The sequence below is a fragment of the Flavobacterium sp. AC274 genome (assembly GCF_979258275.1).
Map to the genome: position 1 here is coordinate 613,548 of NZ_OZ409852.1, position 21,069 is coordinate 634,616.

General features: G+C 36.9%; 1 protein-coding gene. It reads left to right on the plus strand.

The window, feature by feature from the left end; translation table 11 throughout:
- Positions 1–39 precede the first annotated feature (39 nt).
- On the plus strand, positions 40–21,036 hold the full coding sequence (locus ACZZZT_RS02830) for a T9SS type B sorting domain-containing protein (RefSeq protein ID WP_463459343.1): 20,997 nt from the start codon (positions 40–42) through the stop codon (positions 21,034–21,036).
- Positions 21,037–21,069 lie beyond the last annotated feature (33 nt).

Genomic DNA, 21,069 nt, shown 5'->3' on the forward strand with positions numbered 1-21,069 from the left:
CCTTCAACAGGCAATTAGTTAAACTGAAACTATAATACTATGAAAAAACCTACTACATTAAAATCACTTTTAGTTGTATTATTTTTTATACAAAGTTTTATTGTCTTCTCTCAGAAAAATTTCACCGCTCGCTTTGATCAGAGTTTAAAGGGTGATATGCTTTTGATAGGGAATAATATTTTGAATAGAGATGTAAGGAATGGTCAACGGCCAAATGACGCCTTTAATGCAACTGACAAAAACAATAATGATCTCAACATGCAGTATGTTGATGTCGATAATGACAATAGTACCTTTAGCTCTAGTTCGGCTAATTTAGTTATCCCGACTGGTAGTAGAGAATGTTATAAAATTGTTTATGCAGGACTTTATTGGGCTGGTATTTATAGTAAGGGTGCTGTTGATAATGGAAGTGTTAATCGTGCTAATTTAGGTTCGATTAAATTTAAACTTCCTGGTCAGACTACCTATAATAATATTACGGGGTCATTGATATACGATTACTATCCGGCAACTTCGAACGGTGATCAGATGCCTTATGCGTATTACTATAACGCGACATCATTAGTACAAGCATTAGCAAATCCTGAGGGAACTTATACTGCAGCAAATATTATAGCTGCAACAGGTACTATCAATGGTGGATATTCTGCGGGCTGGAATTTATTTATTGTTTACGAAGATCCTAAGTCATCTGCAAAATATATCACAACTTTTGATGGTTTCCGTTGGATTCAGGCTAATAGTGGTGCAGTTACATATGATATTTCGGGTTTTAAAACTATTCCAACAGGAGTTGTTAAATCGAAGCTGGCATTTGCTGCTTTAGAGGGTGACGTTAACCTTACAGGTGATCGTTATGCCATTAATAATACAGATATATCTACAAATGAACGTGCAATAGATAACTTTTTTAATAGTACAATTAATGATGTTAATGGACCTTTAGCTGGCAGAAATCCAAATAGCGGGAATACGCTTGGTTTTGAGGCGGGTATTATTAATCTGAATAATGCCTCGAATTCCATTATTAAAAACAATGATACTTCGGCACAATTAAAGCTTAGTACTGGAGGAGATGGTTATGGACTCTTTTTTAATGCCTTTAATGTTGAAATTATTGAGCCTAAAATTGTTCTGACAAAAATTGTAAAAAATGCTGCAGGGGTTAATATAGGTGGTCAAAATGTAACCTTGGGCCAACAGTTAAATTACGAGATTGGATTCAAAAATACAGGTAATGATAATGCGACCTCTTTTACGATAAGGGATCAATTACCAATAAATATTATTTTTAATTACCCTACGGATATTGTTTCATTGCCATCAGGGGTTACGATTCAAAGTTATAATCCAACAACAAGAAATATTGTTTTTGCAGTTAATAATAACGTTGTTAAAGTTGGTGATCCTGAAAAAATTATCAGTTTTAAGGTTCAGGTTGTTCCGGATTGCCATATGTTAAGTGAGGCATGTTCAAACAGTATTGATAACTCAGCATATGCTACTTATAAAGGTACACAAAATACGACTTTTACAATTTCTGATGATCCGAGTGTTAACACTAACACAGGATGTATTCTTGTTCCAAAAGCGACTAACTTTTTAGTTGGTGTTGATGGTTGTAAGTTTACTGAAAATGTTACTTTATGTGGAGAAAGTATTAACTTGGTTGCAGCAAACGGATATACAAATTATACCTGGTATAGTGATGAAGCCCGTACAAACCAAATAGGAACAGGACAAACTTTTAATGTAAAAAATCCTGGTACTTATTATGTTTACAATTTAGCAGCTGCGCCTTGTAGATCTATTTATCAATCTTTTGTTGTAACAAGATTTGGTAATACTGCAGAAAATCCGGTTATTCCTTTTGCAGATCAGGTTGTAACCTGTAGTAATGATGGAAAAAAACTACCTAACATTTTCTTGTGTGGAGCTAATGCATCAAGACAAATCACAACCAACATTTCGGATGCAACGAGTATTGTTTGGGAAAAGTTAAACGAGGCAAGTTGTACGGCCGTAACCAATCAGAATTGTGCAAACGAAAGCACCTCATGTACATGGGCTTCTGTTGGTAGTGGTGCTAATTATACAGCAAGTATTGCAGGACAATATCGTTTAACATTAAATTATAGCGGTGGATGTTTTAACCGTTTTTACTTTAATGTTTTTACCAATTCATTAAATGCGACAGAAACACATGAAGATATTATTTGTGGACTTAATGGAAAAATTACCATTAATGGTGTTCCTGCAGGATACGAATATGCTCTTAGTACTGATCCTAACGGAGCTGTAGGAGCTTATCAGACAAGTAATATTTTTACTATTACTAATCCAAATTCGTACACTGTTCATATTAGACAAATTGGTGTTACATCTAATCCTTGTATTTTTAAAGTTCCTGGAATTTTGATCAGAAAAAGAGATTTACAAATTAGCACGCTTGTAACTCAGCCATCATGTTTTGGTGAAAAAGGAACAATTAAGGTTGGAGCACTTAATATTGATCCTCAATATTATTACACCATTTATAATGGTAATACTGTGGTTAATACTGTAGGTCCTGTTTCAGATTCAGATTATACATTTGATAATTTGACTCCAGGAATTACTTATAGAGTAAGAGTTACAAACAGACCTATTAATGCTACACAAAATTGTGATGTTTCTGAATACATCTATATACAGCAACCAGTAAGTCAAATTGTGGCAACTGCTGCTTTAGTAGAACCATTGACTGCATGTAGCGATGGAAAAATTGTTATTTCAGCAACTGGAGGAAATTTTGCTCCATACTACTATTTTATAAATGGATCTGCTACTTTTCAAACTTCTAATGAAATTATAGTTGCAGCTCCTGGTAAATATGATATTAGGGTGGTTGATTCTAAAAATTGTGAAACAACAACATCTATTACCGTTGCAAGTAATGCAAAACCAACTTATACTATTACTAATACAAACAGTAATTGTTATAATGATAATGCACAAATAACCGTAAACGTTAGTAATGCAAATGGATATAGTATGTCTTATAGCATTAATAACGGAGGAACTTATCAAACTAATCCGGTTTTCTCAAATTTACAACCAGGGACATATAATGTTATAGTGAGATATGGTATTTCATATATACCACAATGGCAGTCTCAGCCTCAAATGAAATATTGTACAGAACCTGCAAAACAAGTTATAATTGCAGGACCAACTTCTGCTGTGACTGCTTCAGGTGGTGTTGCAGAATTGGCTGGTTGTACACTTTCTCAACAAGGTGGTAAATTAAGAATCAACAATGCACAAGGAGGAACTGCTCCTTACCAATATAGTTTTGATGGTGGTGCTACATGGCAGGCTTCAAATGAAAAAGATGTATTGCCAGGAAGTTATATCTTAAAAATTAAAGATGCTTTAGGTTGCGAATACACTATTCCTTATGATGTTGTTTTAGATCAAAAACCGTCGGAACCAACTATTAAAGTAGAAGATCCTGTATTTAATTGTAATGGTAGTGCGACAAGTACAGTTACAGTTACAAATGGTACATCTGCTAATTATTCTTATGAATATTATTTAAATGGTGTTCCTAACACACCAATTAGTAATAATGTATTTTTAAACGTTCCTTCTGGATCTCATACAGTTTCTGTTAAATATAATGTAACTACTGTTTCTACTTATAGTAACTTATTACAAGAAGATTTTGGTAAAGGTGGTTATACAACAATTCCTGGAATTAGTCCACTTTATTGTTATGAAGACGAATCAACACCTCACCCTACAACTTGGCCAGCTATATGTGGTGACATTAATGATTATCAGATAAATGATGGTAAGTACGCAGCTGCAAGTTCTATTAAAACTACTTTTGGTAATTCATGGATTTTTGCTAAAGATCACACAGTTCCAGCTGATCCTTTGGGAAGATTTTTATGCGTAAATGTTGGAGGCTCTGCAGGTGTAGGAGGTATATTATATAGTAAACCAATTAAGGATGTAATTGTAAATCAACCCGTAATTATTTCATTATGGGCGGAAAATCTTATTGTTAAGACATCTACATCACATGCTGATCCTGAGTTAACTATTCAATTAATTAATAACTTAAATGGAGTAGGTGGTCCTGAAACAATTGTTGCTACAACTGATACAACGAATCCATGGAGGGTACCAAAATCTGAAAAATGGGAGTATAAGGAATTATCGTTAAACCCAGGAACCTATAATAATTTAAGTTTTGTTATTCGTTCGTATAGTATTCAATTTAATGGTAATGATGTTCTTTTAGATGATATCTGGGTTCGTCAAATACCAAAATCATGTATTGCTACAAAAGATTTTCCTATTGTTATTGATAGTAATAAGGCGTTTACAGCAGCAGTTACAGGGTTTAAAGACATTAAATGTAACGGAGGAAATGATGGAGAAATCACTATTTCTGCTCAAAACTTTAAACTTCCTTACGGATTTGATTATTCGTTAGACAATGGAGCTACGTGGATTAACTCTAAAATTTCTCCAGTAACAGCTACTGGATTAACTAGTAAAACTTATAATATACAAGTACGTTTTGATGCTTCTGCTACAAGTTGTGTTGTACCATTAACACAACAAGTAAAAGCACCAACAGCCGTAACAATTACAGCTACGGTTACTAAGCAGCCTACATGTACTACAGGTGCAACTATAACTGCTGTTGCTTCAGGAGGAACACCTGCGTACCAATATGAATTAAGACAATCAAATGGTTCTACAGTAGTTACTGCATTCCAGAGTTCAGGCGTTTTCACAAATGTTCCTGCTGGTACTTATACCGTAGTAACCCGTGATGCAAACTCTTGTTCTTCTCCGGCTTCGACTGTAGTTACGGTAACATCATCAGTTCCACCAACGGCAACATTGGCGGCGACTTCAGATTTATGTTATGACACGGTAAATCAATCAACACTTGTTGTTTCAGTAACTGGAGGAACAGGAGCTTTAACTTATAGTTTAGATGGACAGCCTGCTCAAACTTCAAATACATTTACAAATGTTGGACCTGGTACTCATAATATCGTAGTAACTGACAGCAACAGTTGTACTTCTTTAATAAATAATATTGTAATTGCACCTCAATTAGTAGGTAGTGCTACAATTTCAAAAACATTAGATTGTACAAGTGCATCTCCAGATGCTACTATCACCGTTGATATTACCGGAGGAAACAGTGCCTTTACATACAAAGTGAAAAAAGGAGCAGGTGCTTACGGAGCAAGTATTGCCATAACCGGAACATCTTTTGTTTATTCTGCAAGTACAGCAGATACTTATACTTTTGAAATTACAGATTCTAAAGGATGTATTACTACTGTAAACGCAATAATAAATCCAATCGTAAACCCAACAGTTACTGCTACAAAAGTTGATGCTACTTGTAATGGTGCTTCAACGGGTTCTGTACAATTAGTTGGCGCAGGAGGTTCAGGAGGATATACTTATTTATTCTACAATAACACAGTAACACCTGTTCCTACCGCATTTATTGCACAATCTAATTATACAGGTTTAGCTGCCGGAACTTATTCTTACCAGGTAATGGATAGTAAAGGTTGTAAATCTGCAGTTGGAACTATTACAATTGCTCAACCAACTACTTTAACAGCTACTGCAAGTGCAACTACATTTACATGTAACACATCAAATGTAAAACAAGCGGCCACTGTTACAATTGCCGTTCCAACAACGGGAACAGCTCCTTATGAATATAGTTTTGACGGAGGAACAACATTTACAAGTACTCGTACATTATCTGTTACAGATAATGGAACTAATCAAACTATTTCTTATGTAGTTAAAGATGCTCAGGGTTGTAAAACAGGTGTTCAGACTATTACGATTAATAGACTAAATCCACCAACAAATATCACGTTTAGTGCTGCAGCAGTTACTTGTACAGCAACTACAACTACTGTTACAGCAACAGCTACAAATGGTGTTGGAACTATAACATACTCAATTACATCACCAGCGGCTTCTGTAACTTCAAATACTACAGGTATTTTTGCAGGACTTGCAGCGGGAACTTACAATTTTAGAGCAACTGATGCTAATGGATGTTATTTTAATAAATCATTTATTATCAATGCGGTTACTCCAATAGTAATTGCTGCTAACAAAGACAACGACGTATTGTGTAAAGGCGGTTCAACAGGTAAAGTAACTTTCACAGTTTCAGGCGTTGCAACAGCAGGAGCTTATACTCATACTTTGACAGCAGGAACAGGAACTATTACTAAATCTGGAAACACATTAACATTAACCAATGCTGTAGCAGGAACGTATACTTTACAGGTTACAGATACTGCTACAGGATGTACTAATACAGCAACAGTAACAATTAATGAACCAGCAAATGCATTAACACTAACAGCGGTATCAACGAATATTAGCTGTAATAATGGTCTTTCTGAAATTACAGTTACAGCAGCTGGCGGTACACCAAATTATACTTATGCAGTTGTAATAGCGGGAACTACAGCTCCAACTGTTTTCGCAAGTGGAAATGTACTTTCAGTAGATACTAATTCTGGTGCAAATTTAAGCTGGGATGTTTATGTAAAAGATGCTAACGGATGTATTACTCCTAGAACAATTACAATTGTCAGAGATAATTTACCAACTGTTACAGCAACAAACAATAACCAATGTACAGGTACAGGAAATACGTTTGTAATTACTGCTACAGGAACAGGAAAAGCTCCATTAACGTATAGTATTGATGGAACATCATTCCAAACCAGTAATGTATTTAATGTTCCAGCCGGAACTTATACCGTTACGGTAAAAGATGCTAACGGATGTACAGCTACAGCTACATCTGCATTAATAATTTATCCACAATTAGTAGCTGCATCATCAGTTACTAAAGAACTAGATTGTACGGCTACACCTGCAGCAACTATAACAGTTGCACTTTCAGGAGGTAAAGGGCCATATACATATACAGTTACTAAAGGCAGCGGAACACCAAGTGCTCCAAGCGCTCCAATAGCTGGACCAACGTTTACATATACAGTTACGGCTGCCAATGTAGACAGTTATACTTTTGTAGTAACGGATGCCAATACATGTTCGACTTCTACAACTACTGCAGTTATTGCCATTGCAAACCCAACAGTTACAGAAACACATATCAATCCATCATGTGATGGAGGAAATAATGGTTCGGTAGAATTAACAGGTGCTGGAGGATCAGGAGGATATACGTATAGTAGAGATAATATAACGTATGTTCCAAATGGTACATTTACAGGATTGGCTGCAGGTTCTTATACATTCTATGTAAAAGACAGTAAAGGTTGTACAGGAAGCGTTAGTATTACTTTGACAGCTCCAGCACAATTAGCAGCAACGGTTACTGCAGTTCCATTCTCTTGTAATGCTTCAAATGGAAAAGTTGCCGGAACAATAACAGTAAATGTTACTGCAGGAACAGGAACTACTCCTTACCAATACAGTTTTAATGGTGGTGGATTTGGAAATTCAAATACATTGACATTAAATGACAATGGTGCAGATCAACCTTATACTTACTCAGTAAGAGACGGACAAGGATGTACAATTTCTGGTTCAGGAACTTTATTGAGATTAAACCCACCAACAGATTTAACTTTTGCAGCAGCAGCGGTAACTTGTACAGCTACGACTACTACTGTTACATTAACAGCTACAAATGGAGTTGGAACTTTACAATACGAAACAATAGCACCGTCTCCTGTAATTATTGCTAAACAAACATCTAATTCTTTCGCAAATCTTGCTCCGGGAACATACATGTTTAAAGTTACTGATGCAAATGGATGTTTCTATACAGAAGCTCATACAATTAATCCGGTTACTCCAATAGTAATTGCTGCTAACAAAGACAACGACGTATTGTGTAAAGGCGGTTCAACAGGTAAAGTAACTTTCACAGTTTCAGGCGTTGCAACAGCAGGAGCTTATACTCATACTTTGACAGCAGGAACAGGAACTATTACTAAATCTGGAAACACATTAACATTAACCAATGCTGTAGCAGGAACGTATACTTTACAGGTTACAGATACTGCTACAGGATGTACTAATACAGCAACAGTAACAATTAATGAACCAGCAAATGCATTAACACTAACAGCGGTATCAACGAATATTAGCTGTAATAATGGTCTTTCTGAAATTACAGTTACAGCAGCTGGCGGTACACCAAATTATACTTATGCAGTTGTAATAGCGGGAACTACAGCTCCAACTGTTTTCGCAAGTGGAAATGTACTTTCAGTAGATACTAATTCTGGTGCAAATTTAAGCTGGGATGTTTATGTAAAAGATGCTAACGGATGTATTACTCCTAGAACAATTACAATTGTCAGAGATAATTTACCAACTGTTACAGCAACAAACAATAACCAATGTACAGGTACAGGAAATACGTTTGTAATTACTGCTACAGGAACAGGAAAAGCTCCATTAACGTATAGTATTGATGGAACATCATTCCAAACCAGTAATGTATTTAATGTTCCAGCCGGAACTTATACCGTTACGGTAAAAGATGCTAACGGATGTACAGCTACAGCTACATCTGCATTAATAATTTATCCACAATTAGTAGCTGCATCATCAGTTACTAAAGAACTAGATTGTACGGCTACACCTGCAGCAACTATAACAGTTGCACTTTCAGGAGGTAAAGGGCCATATACATATACAGTTACTAAAGGCAGCGGAACACCAAGTGCTCCAAGCGCTCCAATAGCTGGACCAACGTTTACATATACAGTTACGGCTGCCAATGTAGACAGTTATACTTTTGTAGTAACGGATGCCAATACATGTTCGACTTCTACAACTACTGCAGTTATTGCCATTGCAAACCCAACAGTTACAGAAACACATATCAATCCATCATGTGATGGAGGAAATAATGGTTCGGTAGAATTAACAGGTGCTGGAGGATCAGGAGGATATACGTATAGTAGAGATAATATAACGTATGTTCCAAATGGTACATTTACAGGATTGGCTGCAGGTTCTTATACATTCTATGTAAAAGACAGTAAAGGTTGTACAGGAAGCGTTAGTATTACTTTGACAGCTCCAGCACAATTAGCAGCAACGGTTACTGCAGTTCCATTCTCTTGTAATGCTTCAAATGGAAAAGTTGCCGGAACAATAACAGTAAATGTTACTGCAGGAACAGGAACTACTCCTTACCAATACAGTTTTAATGGTGGTGGATTTGGAAATTCAAATACATTGACATTAAATGACAATGGTGCAGATCAACCTTATACTTACTCAGTAAGAGACGGACAAGGATGTACAATTTCTGGTTCAGGAACTTTATTGAGATTAAACCCACCAACAGATTTAACTTTTGCAGCAGCAGCGGTAACTTGTACAGCTACGACTACTACTGTTACATTAACAGCTACAAATGGAGTTGGAACTTTACAATACGAAACAATAGCACCGTCTCCTGTAATTATTGCTAAACAAACATCTAATTCTTTCGCAAATCTTGCTCCGGGAACATACATGTTTAAAGTTACTGATGCAAATGGATGTTTCTATACAGAAGCTCATACAATTAATCCAGTTACTCCAATTACGGCTGTTGCTAGTAAATTAAGTGATGTATTATGTAATGGTGGCAACACAGGATCTATAAGATTAACTGTGGGTGGTTTTGCTTCTACTTATTCTTATACTGTTAATGGCGGAACAGCCGTAACAGGAATTAGCAGCACAACGGTTACTTTACCAAATTTAGTTGCAGGAAATTATGCAATTGTTGTTACTGATGAAGCAACAGGTTGTACAGCTCCTGCTTCGATTACTATTGATCAACCTGCAGCTCCTTTATCTGCAACTTATGCAGCAGTAAATGGAAACTGTTCTGTTAGTACTTCAGCGGTGACTGTTACAGCAGCTGGAGGAACACCAATATACAGATATTCGTTCGTTCAGGATGGTGCTCCGGTAGGAACATATTCAAACAACAATAAAGCAAATCTTGATCCGGCAGTTAGTTTAAACTGGGACGTTCATGTAATTGATGCTAACAATTGTACATTCAAATTAGACATTACGATTTCTAAAGATATCGTTCCTACTGTTACAGCTTCTGCAACAGGACAATGTTTTGGTGTAGGAAGCTACACTATTACTGCAACTCCGGGAGCAGGTTTAGTAGCGCCTTTAACTTATAGTATTGACAATGGTGCTTCTTACCAGACAGGTAATACGTTTGTAATTACGACACCAGGAACTTATACTGTTAGAATTAAAGACGGTAACGGATGTACAGCAAATAGTAATGTTGTTACAGTTGATAATATATTAGGCTTAACAGCTGTATTAGACAAAAACATTACATGTTCATTACCAACAGCTGCTCAGGTAACTTTGACTGCAAATGGAGGAAGTACTCCTTATACATACCAATCTAAAGAAGCTGCAGGAGCATACACTGCTATGGCTTCTAACGTTTTCAACACAATGGCTCCTGGAAGTTATACTTTCAGAGTTACTGATGCTAAAGGATGTATATTCGAAACTACAACTCCAATTATTATAACAGCACCTGTTAATCCAGATATTACAAACGTTGTACAAACAGCACTTATCAATTGTAATGGAGATGCTACAGCAGCAATTGCAATTACAATTGATGATACAAAAGGACAAGCTCCATTTGTATATAATGTTAGAAATACAACTACAGGAGTTAATTATGGGACACAAACATCTGGCTTAGCAGCAGGTAACTATGTAGTTACTGTTACTGATGCAAAAGGATGTACTGATACTTTCAATATTACTATAGCACAACCAACTCCAATTGTAGTTAGTCGTACTGTTACTCCAATTACTTGTGGTGCTTTAGGTGTTTCTTTAGGTTCGATTACAATTAATTCGGTTACTGGTGGAACACCAAATTATACCTATCACGTAACAGGAGTAAATGGTTATAATAAACAAATTACAAATCAAACTGGAGCTACGGCTGTGTTTGAAGTTGTTGATTTCGGTTTATATCAAATTATTATTACAGATGCAAATGGTTGTACTAATATTGAACAAAACGTATTGGTTGCTTCGCCACCAGACGATTTAGATATCATTGTTACGGCACCACCGGCAGATTGTTCTTCACCTGGTTCTGCAGTTGTAGCTATTAATACTACTGCAACAGGTACAATAACAGGACCTGGTCCATTCCATTTTGCTATCTATACTGGTCCGGGAATGGTCTACACAGCACCAACAGCTTTACCTTGGTACAATGAAGATGCTGTAGGAAGTAAAAAAACAACAATACCAAACTTAATACCTGGTGTTAAGTATACTTTCATAGTTCATGATTCTGTAACAGGTTGTTACTATTTCGAATCGGCTACAACTCCGATTCCTACAAATTCAACCTTAACAACAAATGCTCTAATAGCAAGTAATATTACTTGTAGAGGAAGTGCAGATGGTAAAGTAACTTTTACAATAGGAAGTTCTTATGCATCGGTTACTCCAATAAGTTATGAGATATTTAATTCTCAATCACTAGTGTCAACTGGAATTACCGGAACAGGTTCTGTTCCAGCTGGTGGAATTTTGACACTTTCTAACCTTGGACCATTGCCTTTTGGTAATTATTTTGTTCTGGTAAGAGAAACAGCTGGTGCAACTCACGCTGGATGTAGTGTTGCTACAGTTCCATTTAATATTACTCAGTCTGCAATTGACTTGTCACTTACAGCTTCTGTCTCTAAAAATGCAAATTGTAACGCTAACTCAGGAGTTATTACTGCAATTGCTAAAGATGGTACAGCACCATACACATATCAATTGTTATTAGCTTCGGCTCCGGCTCCAACAGCAGCGACTGCAGGTTGGGCAAGTGCCAACACATTTAATAGAGATGCAGGAAATTATATTGCTTATGTAAAAGATGCTTATGGTTGTATTAAACAGGCTTCAGTTACTTTAAATAAAGATGCTGACCCAACAATTACAGCACCTGCTACAATTTGTTATAATGGTACTCCATTCACAATTGCAATTTCTGGAACTGTTGATCCGGCAATTGTTGGTGATGCTACTTATAGCGTAAATGGAAGCACTTTCCAAACAAGCCCTAACTTTACATTTAATGCTTCGGGTATTTATAACTTAGTAATTAAAGACGGTAACGGTTGTACGGCTAGTACTACTTATGAAGTTAAACCGCAATTACAATTAAGTGTTGCATTAACTAAAGAATTAGATTGTACAGCTACACCAAATGCAACAATTACGTTGACTGCTACAGGTGGATATAACACAGCTTACACTTACGAATATTCTGTAAATGGAGGTGGTTATACAACTATGGCTTCTAATGTTCTTTCAACAAGCGTTTTAGGAAATTATGTTTTCAGAGTAAACGATGCTAAATTGCCAACAGCATGTCAGGCTACTGCTACTTTAACTTTAGATCCTGTTCAGCCTACATTATTTGCTACTGTTCAAACACATGTTAGCTGTTTTGGTGGTGGAGACGGAACGATTACAGTAAATGTTACTTCAGGTGTTGGTCCTTATCAATATCAATTAGATGGTGGAACTTTCCAGACATCTAATGTATTTACAGGAGTAGCAGCAGGAAATTCATATATTATTACTGTTAGAGATGCTAAATCTTGTCTTTATCCAAGTACGCCAATAGTTATTACGCAGCCAGTTGCTTTAACAGCTACTTCGGCAATAACAGCTCCTTTAACTTGTGCTACAGGAAATGTTCCGACAAAAGCAATTGTTACTGTAACAGCTACTGATGGTACAGCTCCATATTTATATAGTTTTGATAATGGAGTAACTTATACTTCTACAAATACTTATGAAGTATTTGCAGGTACAACTTTTGATGTTTTAGTTAAAGATGCTAAAGGATGTCTATTCACATTAACAAATGGGGTTAACATTCCTGCCTTGAATCCGCCAACGATTACAACTATCACTGGAACGCCAATTTATTGTGCTCCGGCTGCTAGTACAACAAGTACGGTTACTATAACCACTACTAATGGTGTTGGAACATTAAATTATGCGATACTTTCACCAGCAAGTGCAACGACAAATGTTACAGGAGCTACAAGTGGAGTATTTACAGGATTGGCAGATGGTACTTACTTATTTGAAGTTACAGATGCAAATGGTTGTAAAGACCAGGAATCTTATATAGTAAAACCTGTAACGAACATTACAATTGCAGGTGAACTAGTAAGCAATGTTACATGTAATGGATCTGCTAATGGAGCAGTTAAATTCACTGCAGCAAACTATGCAGGAACTTATACTGCAGTTTTAACAGCAGGAACGGGTACATTAACTCAAACAGGAAATACTGTAAACGTAACGGGTCTTGCACCGGGAACTTATACAGTTGAAATTACAGACGCAATAACAGGTTGTAAAGCAACGGCATCTATTGCTGTTACACAGCCAACACCGGTTGTTCTTAATATGGTAAGCAATGTAAACGCTAATTGCAACTTTGGTGCAAGAGTAACAGTTTTAGCTACTGGCGGAACACCTGGATACAGATATGCTTTTGTTGCAAGCGGAGTTACTCCAACTGCAGCTGATTATGACACTCTTGCAAGTGTTGTTTTAAACCCTGCAACTACAGCTTGGGATGCGTATGTGTTAGATGTTAACAATTGTCCTGCTGTTTACAGTTTTACAATTGGTACAGATGCAATGCCTATTATTAATGACCCAACCGCTCCATATTGTTATATGGGAGGTCCGGTGCCAGTTACAATTACAGGAACTTATGTTGGTACACCAATGTACAGTATTGGTAACAACTACCAATCTAGCCCTGATTTTGTATTGAATGCACCAGGAACTTATACATTCTCTATTAGAGATGGTAACGGTTGTGTGACTTCAAAACCTTACACACTAAACCAACAATTATTATTAAAAGCAACGCTGACACAAGATTATACTTGTGCGGGTGATGCTAGTATAACATTATTAGCTACTCAGGGAACTTTAACTTATAACACATTTGAAGTTAGTTATAATAATGGTTTATACACTGCTGTAACGGTACAGCCTTACACTACTAATGTTCCTGGAACTTATACTTTCAGAGTTACAGATAGTCAGGGATGTCAGGCAGCTTCAGTTTCAGTAGAAGTTACAGCAAGAACAACTCCAACAGCAACAGCTACTAAAAATGATGTTAGTTGTACAGGAGGTTCAGACGGTAGTATTATCGTTACTGCTGCAAATGGATTAGCGCCATATCAGTATCAATTAGATGGAGGAATATTCCAAACATCAAATATTTTTACAGGTTTATCGGCTGGTGCACACAATATCGTTGTTAAAGACGCTAAAGAGTGTATCACAATCACATTGCCGGTTACTATTTCACAGCCAACTGCTTTAGCTGCAACAGCTACAGTAACCACTCCATTAAGTTGTGGAACTGGAAATTCGACACAAGCAGCAATAGTTACTGTAACTGTTGATACAACAACAGGAACAGCACCATACCAATATAGTTTTAATGGTGGTGGTTATGGTAATTCAAATACATACACAACAAGTGTATCAGGTCCGGTTACCGTTTCCGTTAAAGATGCTAATAACTGTGTAATAGCAGTACCGGTAAACGCAACTGTTCAGCCACTTGATCCGCCAACAATTGATAATGTAAGCGGAACACCAATCTGGTGTACACCAACGGCAAATACAACAAGTACAGTTACTGTAACAGTTAGTCATGGTGTTGGAACATTAAATTATGCGATACTTTCACCAGCAAGTGCAACGACAAATGTTACAGGAGCTACAAGTGGAGTATTTACAGGATTGGCAGATGGTACTTACTTATTTGAAGTTACAGATGCAAATGGTTGTAAAGACCAGGAATCTTATATAGTAAAACCTGTAACGAACATTACAATTGCAGGTGAACTAGTAAGCAATGTTACATGTAACGGATCTGCTAATGGAGCAGTTAAATTTACTGCAGCAAACTATGCAGGAACTTATACTGCAGTTTTAACAGCAGGAACGGGTACATTAACTCAAACAGGAAATACTGTAAACGTAACAGGTCTAGCACCTGGAACTTATACAGTTGAAATTACAGATGCAATAACAGGTTGTAAAGCAACAGCATCTATTGCTGTTACACAGCCAACACCGGTTGTTCTTAATATGGTAAGCAATGTAAACGCTAATTGCAACTTTGGTGCAAGAGTAACAGTTTTAGCTACTGGCGGAACACCTGGATACAGATATGCTTTTGTTGCAAGCGGAGTTACTCCAACTGCAGCTGATTATGACACTCTTGCAAGTGTTGTTTTAAACCCTGCAACTACAGCTTGGGATGCGTATGTGTTAGATGTTAACAATTGTCCTGCTGTTTACAGTTTTACAATTGGTACAGATGCAATGCCTATTATTAATGACCCAACCGCTCCATATTGTTATATGGGAGGTCCGGTGCCAGTTACAATTACAGGAACTTATGTTGGTACACCAATGTACAGTATTGGTAACAACTACCAATCTAGCCCTGATTTTGTATTGAATGCACCAGGAACTTATACATTCTCTATTAGAGATGGTAACGGTTGTGTGACTTCAAAACCTTACACACTAAACCAACAATTATTATTAAAAGCAACGCTGACACAAGATTATACTTGTGCGGGTGATGCTAGTATAACATTATTAGCTACTCAGGGAACTTTAACTTATAACACATTTGAAGTTAGTTATAATAATGGTTTATACACTGCTGTAACGGTACAGCCTTACACTACTAATGTTCCTGGAACTTATACTTTCAGAGTTACAGATAGTCAGGGATGTCAGGCAGCTTCAGTTTCAGTAGAAGTTACAGCAAGAACAACTCCAACAGCAACAGCTACTAAAAATGATGTTAGTTGTACAGGAGGTTCAGACGGTAGTATTATCGTTACTGCTGCAAATGGATTAGCGCCATATCAGTATCAATTAGATGGAGGAATATTCCAAACATCAAATATTTTTACAGGTTTATCGGCTGGTGCACACAATATCGTTGTTAAAGACGCTAAAGAGTGTATCACAATCACATTGCCGGTTACTATTTCACAGCCAACTGCTTTAGCTGCAACAGCTACAGTAACCACTCCATTAAGTTGTGGAACTGGAAATTCGACACAAGCAGCAATAGTTACTGTAACTGTTGATACAACAACAGGAACAGCACCATACCAATATAGTTTTAATGGTGGTGGTTATGGTAATTCAAATACATACACAACAAGTGTATCAGGTCCGGTTACCGTTTCCGTTAAAGATGCTAATAACTGTGTAATAGCAGTACCGGTAAACGCAACTGTTCAGCCACTTGATCCGCCAACAATTGATAATGTAAGCGGAACACCAATCTGGTGTACACCAACGGCAAATACAACAAGTACAGTTACTGTAACAGTTAGTCATGGTGTTGGAACATTAAATTATGCGATACTTTCACCAGCAAGTGCAACGACAAATGTTACAGGAGCTACAAGTGGAGTATTTACAGGATTGGCAGATGGTACTTACTTATTTGAAGTTACAGATGCAAATGGTTGTAAAGATGAGGCAACTTATACAATTGATGCCTTAATCAATATTACAACTGCAGGTCAGTTAATAAACGATGTAGTTTGTAACGGAGAGGCAAATGGTTCAGTGAAATTTGATGTAGATAATTTCGCAGGTACTTATACAGCAACGTTAACAGCTGGTCCAACAACGGGTACTTTAACTCAGGTTGGTAAAGTGGTTACCTTAACTAACTTACCTGTAGGGACATATACAGTTCAGGTTAGAGATGATATTACAGGTTGTACAGCTTCTGCTTCAGTGACTGTGGGTCAACCAGTGGCATTATCATTAACTGCAACTAAAAACACGCGTGCTAATTGTAAAACTGGTGCCGAGGTTACTGTTGTAGCAGCCGGAGGAACTCCAGATTATAAATATGCATTCATTTTAGATACAGATACAGTTACAGCTGCAGATTATTCTAACAGCAATAATGCTGTGCTAGATCCTGCAAAAGGCTTTAACTGGGTAGCTTACGTAATCGATTCTAAAAATTGTACAACATCTATTCCAATTACAATCGTACTAGATCCATTGCCAAATAATATTACTACAAATGTTGCCACTCAACAATGTCCATCAGCGACAGGTGAGTACACATTCACAGTAACTGTAGGTAATGGTATTGCGCCTTATCAATACAGTATCGGAAATGGTTTCCAAACAAGCAATACTTTTACAGTAAATGCACCAGGAAATTATACGGTAACGGTTAGAGATGCTAATCAATGTGAAGTAACAGTAGCTGCTCCGGTAACTATTTTACCAGCATTACAATTAGAAGCTATTATTACACAATTGCCAGATTGTATTACTACAAACAGTGGTATTATTACGGCTACTGCAACAGGTGGTTCAGGAACTGCAAATTACAGATATACATTAGACGGAGGATTTGCATTTACAACTACTCCTGCAGTATTTAGTAATGTTACTCCAGGAAACCACGTGGTTAGAGTTAGAGATGTTGTTACTGGTTGTGATTTCATAGTAAATGTATTCGTAGCTCCTTCTACAGAAATTACCGGATTTAAATTAGATAAAATTGATGTGACTTGTAATGGAGGCAGTAATGGTTCTATCACGGCTAGTATAGAAGAGAGTACAGATACTAAAAATAATAACCCGGTTTATGTTTATAGATTAACAGGAACCACTGATTTAAATGTTGCGGTTAGCAGACCAAACCAGGAAAGTCCAATATTTGAAAACCTACAGGCTGGAGATTATACCGTTACGGTAACTTCGGGTAGAGGATGTATGGAGTCTGAAGATGTTACAATTGAAGAATTCGATCCAATTGCAGTAGGTGCTCCGGTACTTGTTCAATACGGTTGTGCAACTGGTACAAATACTTCTAACTATGCTACAGTATCAGTAGGTACTGTAACAGGTGGATCTAAAACCTATAATAATTATGAATTCTTCAGAGATGGAGTTTCAGTTCAAAATGGTCCTCAGTCAGTATTTACAGAAACAGATTACTTAGGTGGTAACTATTCTGTAAAAGTTACAGATGATGCAGGATGTTCAGGCACAAGCGTAGGAACAGTGAGAGTTAATCCATTTATTAGTTTAGATGTAGTTAATGTTTCTAATGTGGCTATTACTTGTATTTCAAGTGAAGAAATCACAGTTTCTGTAACATCTACAGGAGGAACACCAGTTCTATTAAATTACAATGTTACTGGTACGGACAATGCTTACAACCAAACGAAAACAAATGGTAACTTCACAGGTTTAACTGTAGGAAGCTATATTATAACAGTTACAAACCCTGCAACGGGATGTAGCATACAAAAAGCGCATTATGTTGCAGAACCTAATACATTTGAGATTAAAGCGAATCCAATTGTAAAAGAAGTTTGTTTCGGGGATAATAATGGAAGCGTTGAATTAACATTCGTTGATAATCAACTTAATCCAACAAATGACGCTGGACCTTTTGATTATACAATTACAGATGGCACAAACACGATTTCAGGTACAACAACTGATGCAGGTCCAGTATTGGTTTCAAATTTAATTGCCGGTACATATAGTGTTACTGCTAAGTTAAAAGCAAGTCCGGAATGTACAGTATCAACTGTGTTTAGTATTGCACAACCTTCTGTACAATTGACGGTGGCTACAACTAAGTCAGAAATCACTTGTATTCCTGGTAATGATGGAGAAATCTCCGCATTTGCAACAGGTGGTTGGGATAATAATTATACATATGAATTAGTGTTAGGCGGAGTTGTAATAGCTTCTAACACTGATGGAAACTTTACTGGATTAGCTGCAGGAGCATATACAATTAATGCCAAAGATGGTAAAGGTTGTACTGTTCAAACGCTAGTACCAATAACGTTAAAAGTTCCGGATCCAATTGTTGTTAGTGCGGTTCCAAGTGTTACAACATTATCATGTTTTGGTGATAAGTCAGCTGTAATCACGGTTAACCCTCCAACAGGTGGACAAGGAAGTAACTATATGTATACTTTAAATTACCTGTCTGCAACACCAGTTATTGTTTCTGGTCCACAGTCTTCACCAATCTTTGAAGATTTAGGAGCTGGAAAATACAGCATAACAGTTTCTGACGGATTCAATTGTTCTGCAACATCAACTGAAATTGATATCACAGAGCCTACAGAAGTTATACCAAGTTTAGTATTGGCTTCATCACAAACATGTAATACATTGTCAACACTTACATTAAGTGCGACAGGTGGTTCAGGTCCGTATAGGTACAGTAGCGATGGTAGTAACTATAGTACATTTGCATCTCCATTTACTTTCTCAGTACCGGTAGGAACGTACCAATACTATGTAAAAGACGCTAATGGTTGTGTGGCAACAATTTCTAATGAAATTAAAATAGACCCACTTGTTCCATTAACTGTAGATTTAGATGTTAGTAATTCAGTTATCAAATGTAAAGATGACCCAACAGGTGTTATTGTTGCTGAGGCAAAAGGTGGATTAGGAAACTATATTTATACTTTGGTTAATACAGCTGGAACCGTAATTCAGGGACCACAAGACTCAGGTAGATTTGAAGGCCTTGTAGTTGGTACTTACAGAGTAAATGTCGATAGTGGAGATTGTAAACAAACATCTGCTATTGGTACAGTTACCCAACCAGATACAGCAATCGAGGCACTATTTGTACCAACTAATGTTACTTGTTTTGGAGAAAATAACGGTAAAATTGTTGTTAATGCAAAAGGTGGTACAGGAACAATCAAATATGCTATTTCACCTGATTTGAATCAGTTTGATTTCATTAGCACATTCGAAAAACTTGCACCAGGTATTTATACGATAATTGCACAAGACGGAAATGGTTGTTATGTTAAAGAAGATGTAGAAATTACACAGCCTAACCCTCTTATTGTAACAGAAGTTGCAAACTCAATGATTCCTGAAGTTTGTAAAGACGATAAAGATGGAGCATTTAGCATAGAAGTTAAAGGCGGAACAGGACCATATAGTGTAAGTCTTGATGTTAAAAACGGACCATTTACACAAGGAGCAGTAGGTCAGACCATATTTGACTTTACTAATCTTTCAGGAGGTGTTCATACAGTTTATGTTAAAGACGCCGGAGGTTGTATAAATGAGTTTGTTGAAAACATGCCGCTACCAGTAGTTCTTAACCCAACTGCTGAAGTAACTTATGACTGTGTTAACAATACGCAAGCAAACATGGTAGTAATTACAGTTGATGAAAGCATAACAAACCCTGCTGATGTTGACTACTCCCTTGACGGAAGTGGAACGTACCAGCCAAGTAACATCTTTACAAATGTTGCTCCGGGTACACACTATGTAGTTGCAAGACATACAAATGGTTGTGAAGTGCCAACGGCTAACTTTACTATTAAGTCTTACACTGCCTTAGGCGCTGTTAAAGCTACAGGTCAGCAAGAGATGAATATTATTTCTGTTACCGCTTCGGGTGGAGCTCCGGCTTACGAATACAGTTTCAATGGAGAGCCATTTACATCATCTAACAAATACAAAATCTACAAATCTGGAGATTATAAAGTAATAGTTAGAGATCAAAACGGTTGTACGTTTGAGCTTATCGTTCCTGCTATTTATGTAGATGTTTGTCTTGACAATTACTTTACTCCAAACGGAGATGGTGTTTATGACAATTGGGGTCCTGGTTGTACAAATATTTACAACAACCTTGAATTCTCAATCTTCGACAGATACGGTCGTGTAATTGCGAAATACCACTACGGTCAAAAATGGGATGGTAGATATAACGGAGAGGAATTACCTTCTGGTGATTACTGGTATGTTCTTAAACTAAATGACGAGAAAGACAATAGAGAGTTTGTTGGACATTTCACTTTATACAGATAACAAATTAGAGCCCCAAATTATGTTATCTAAAAA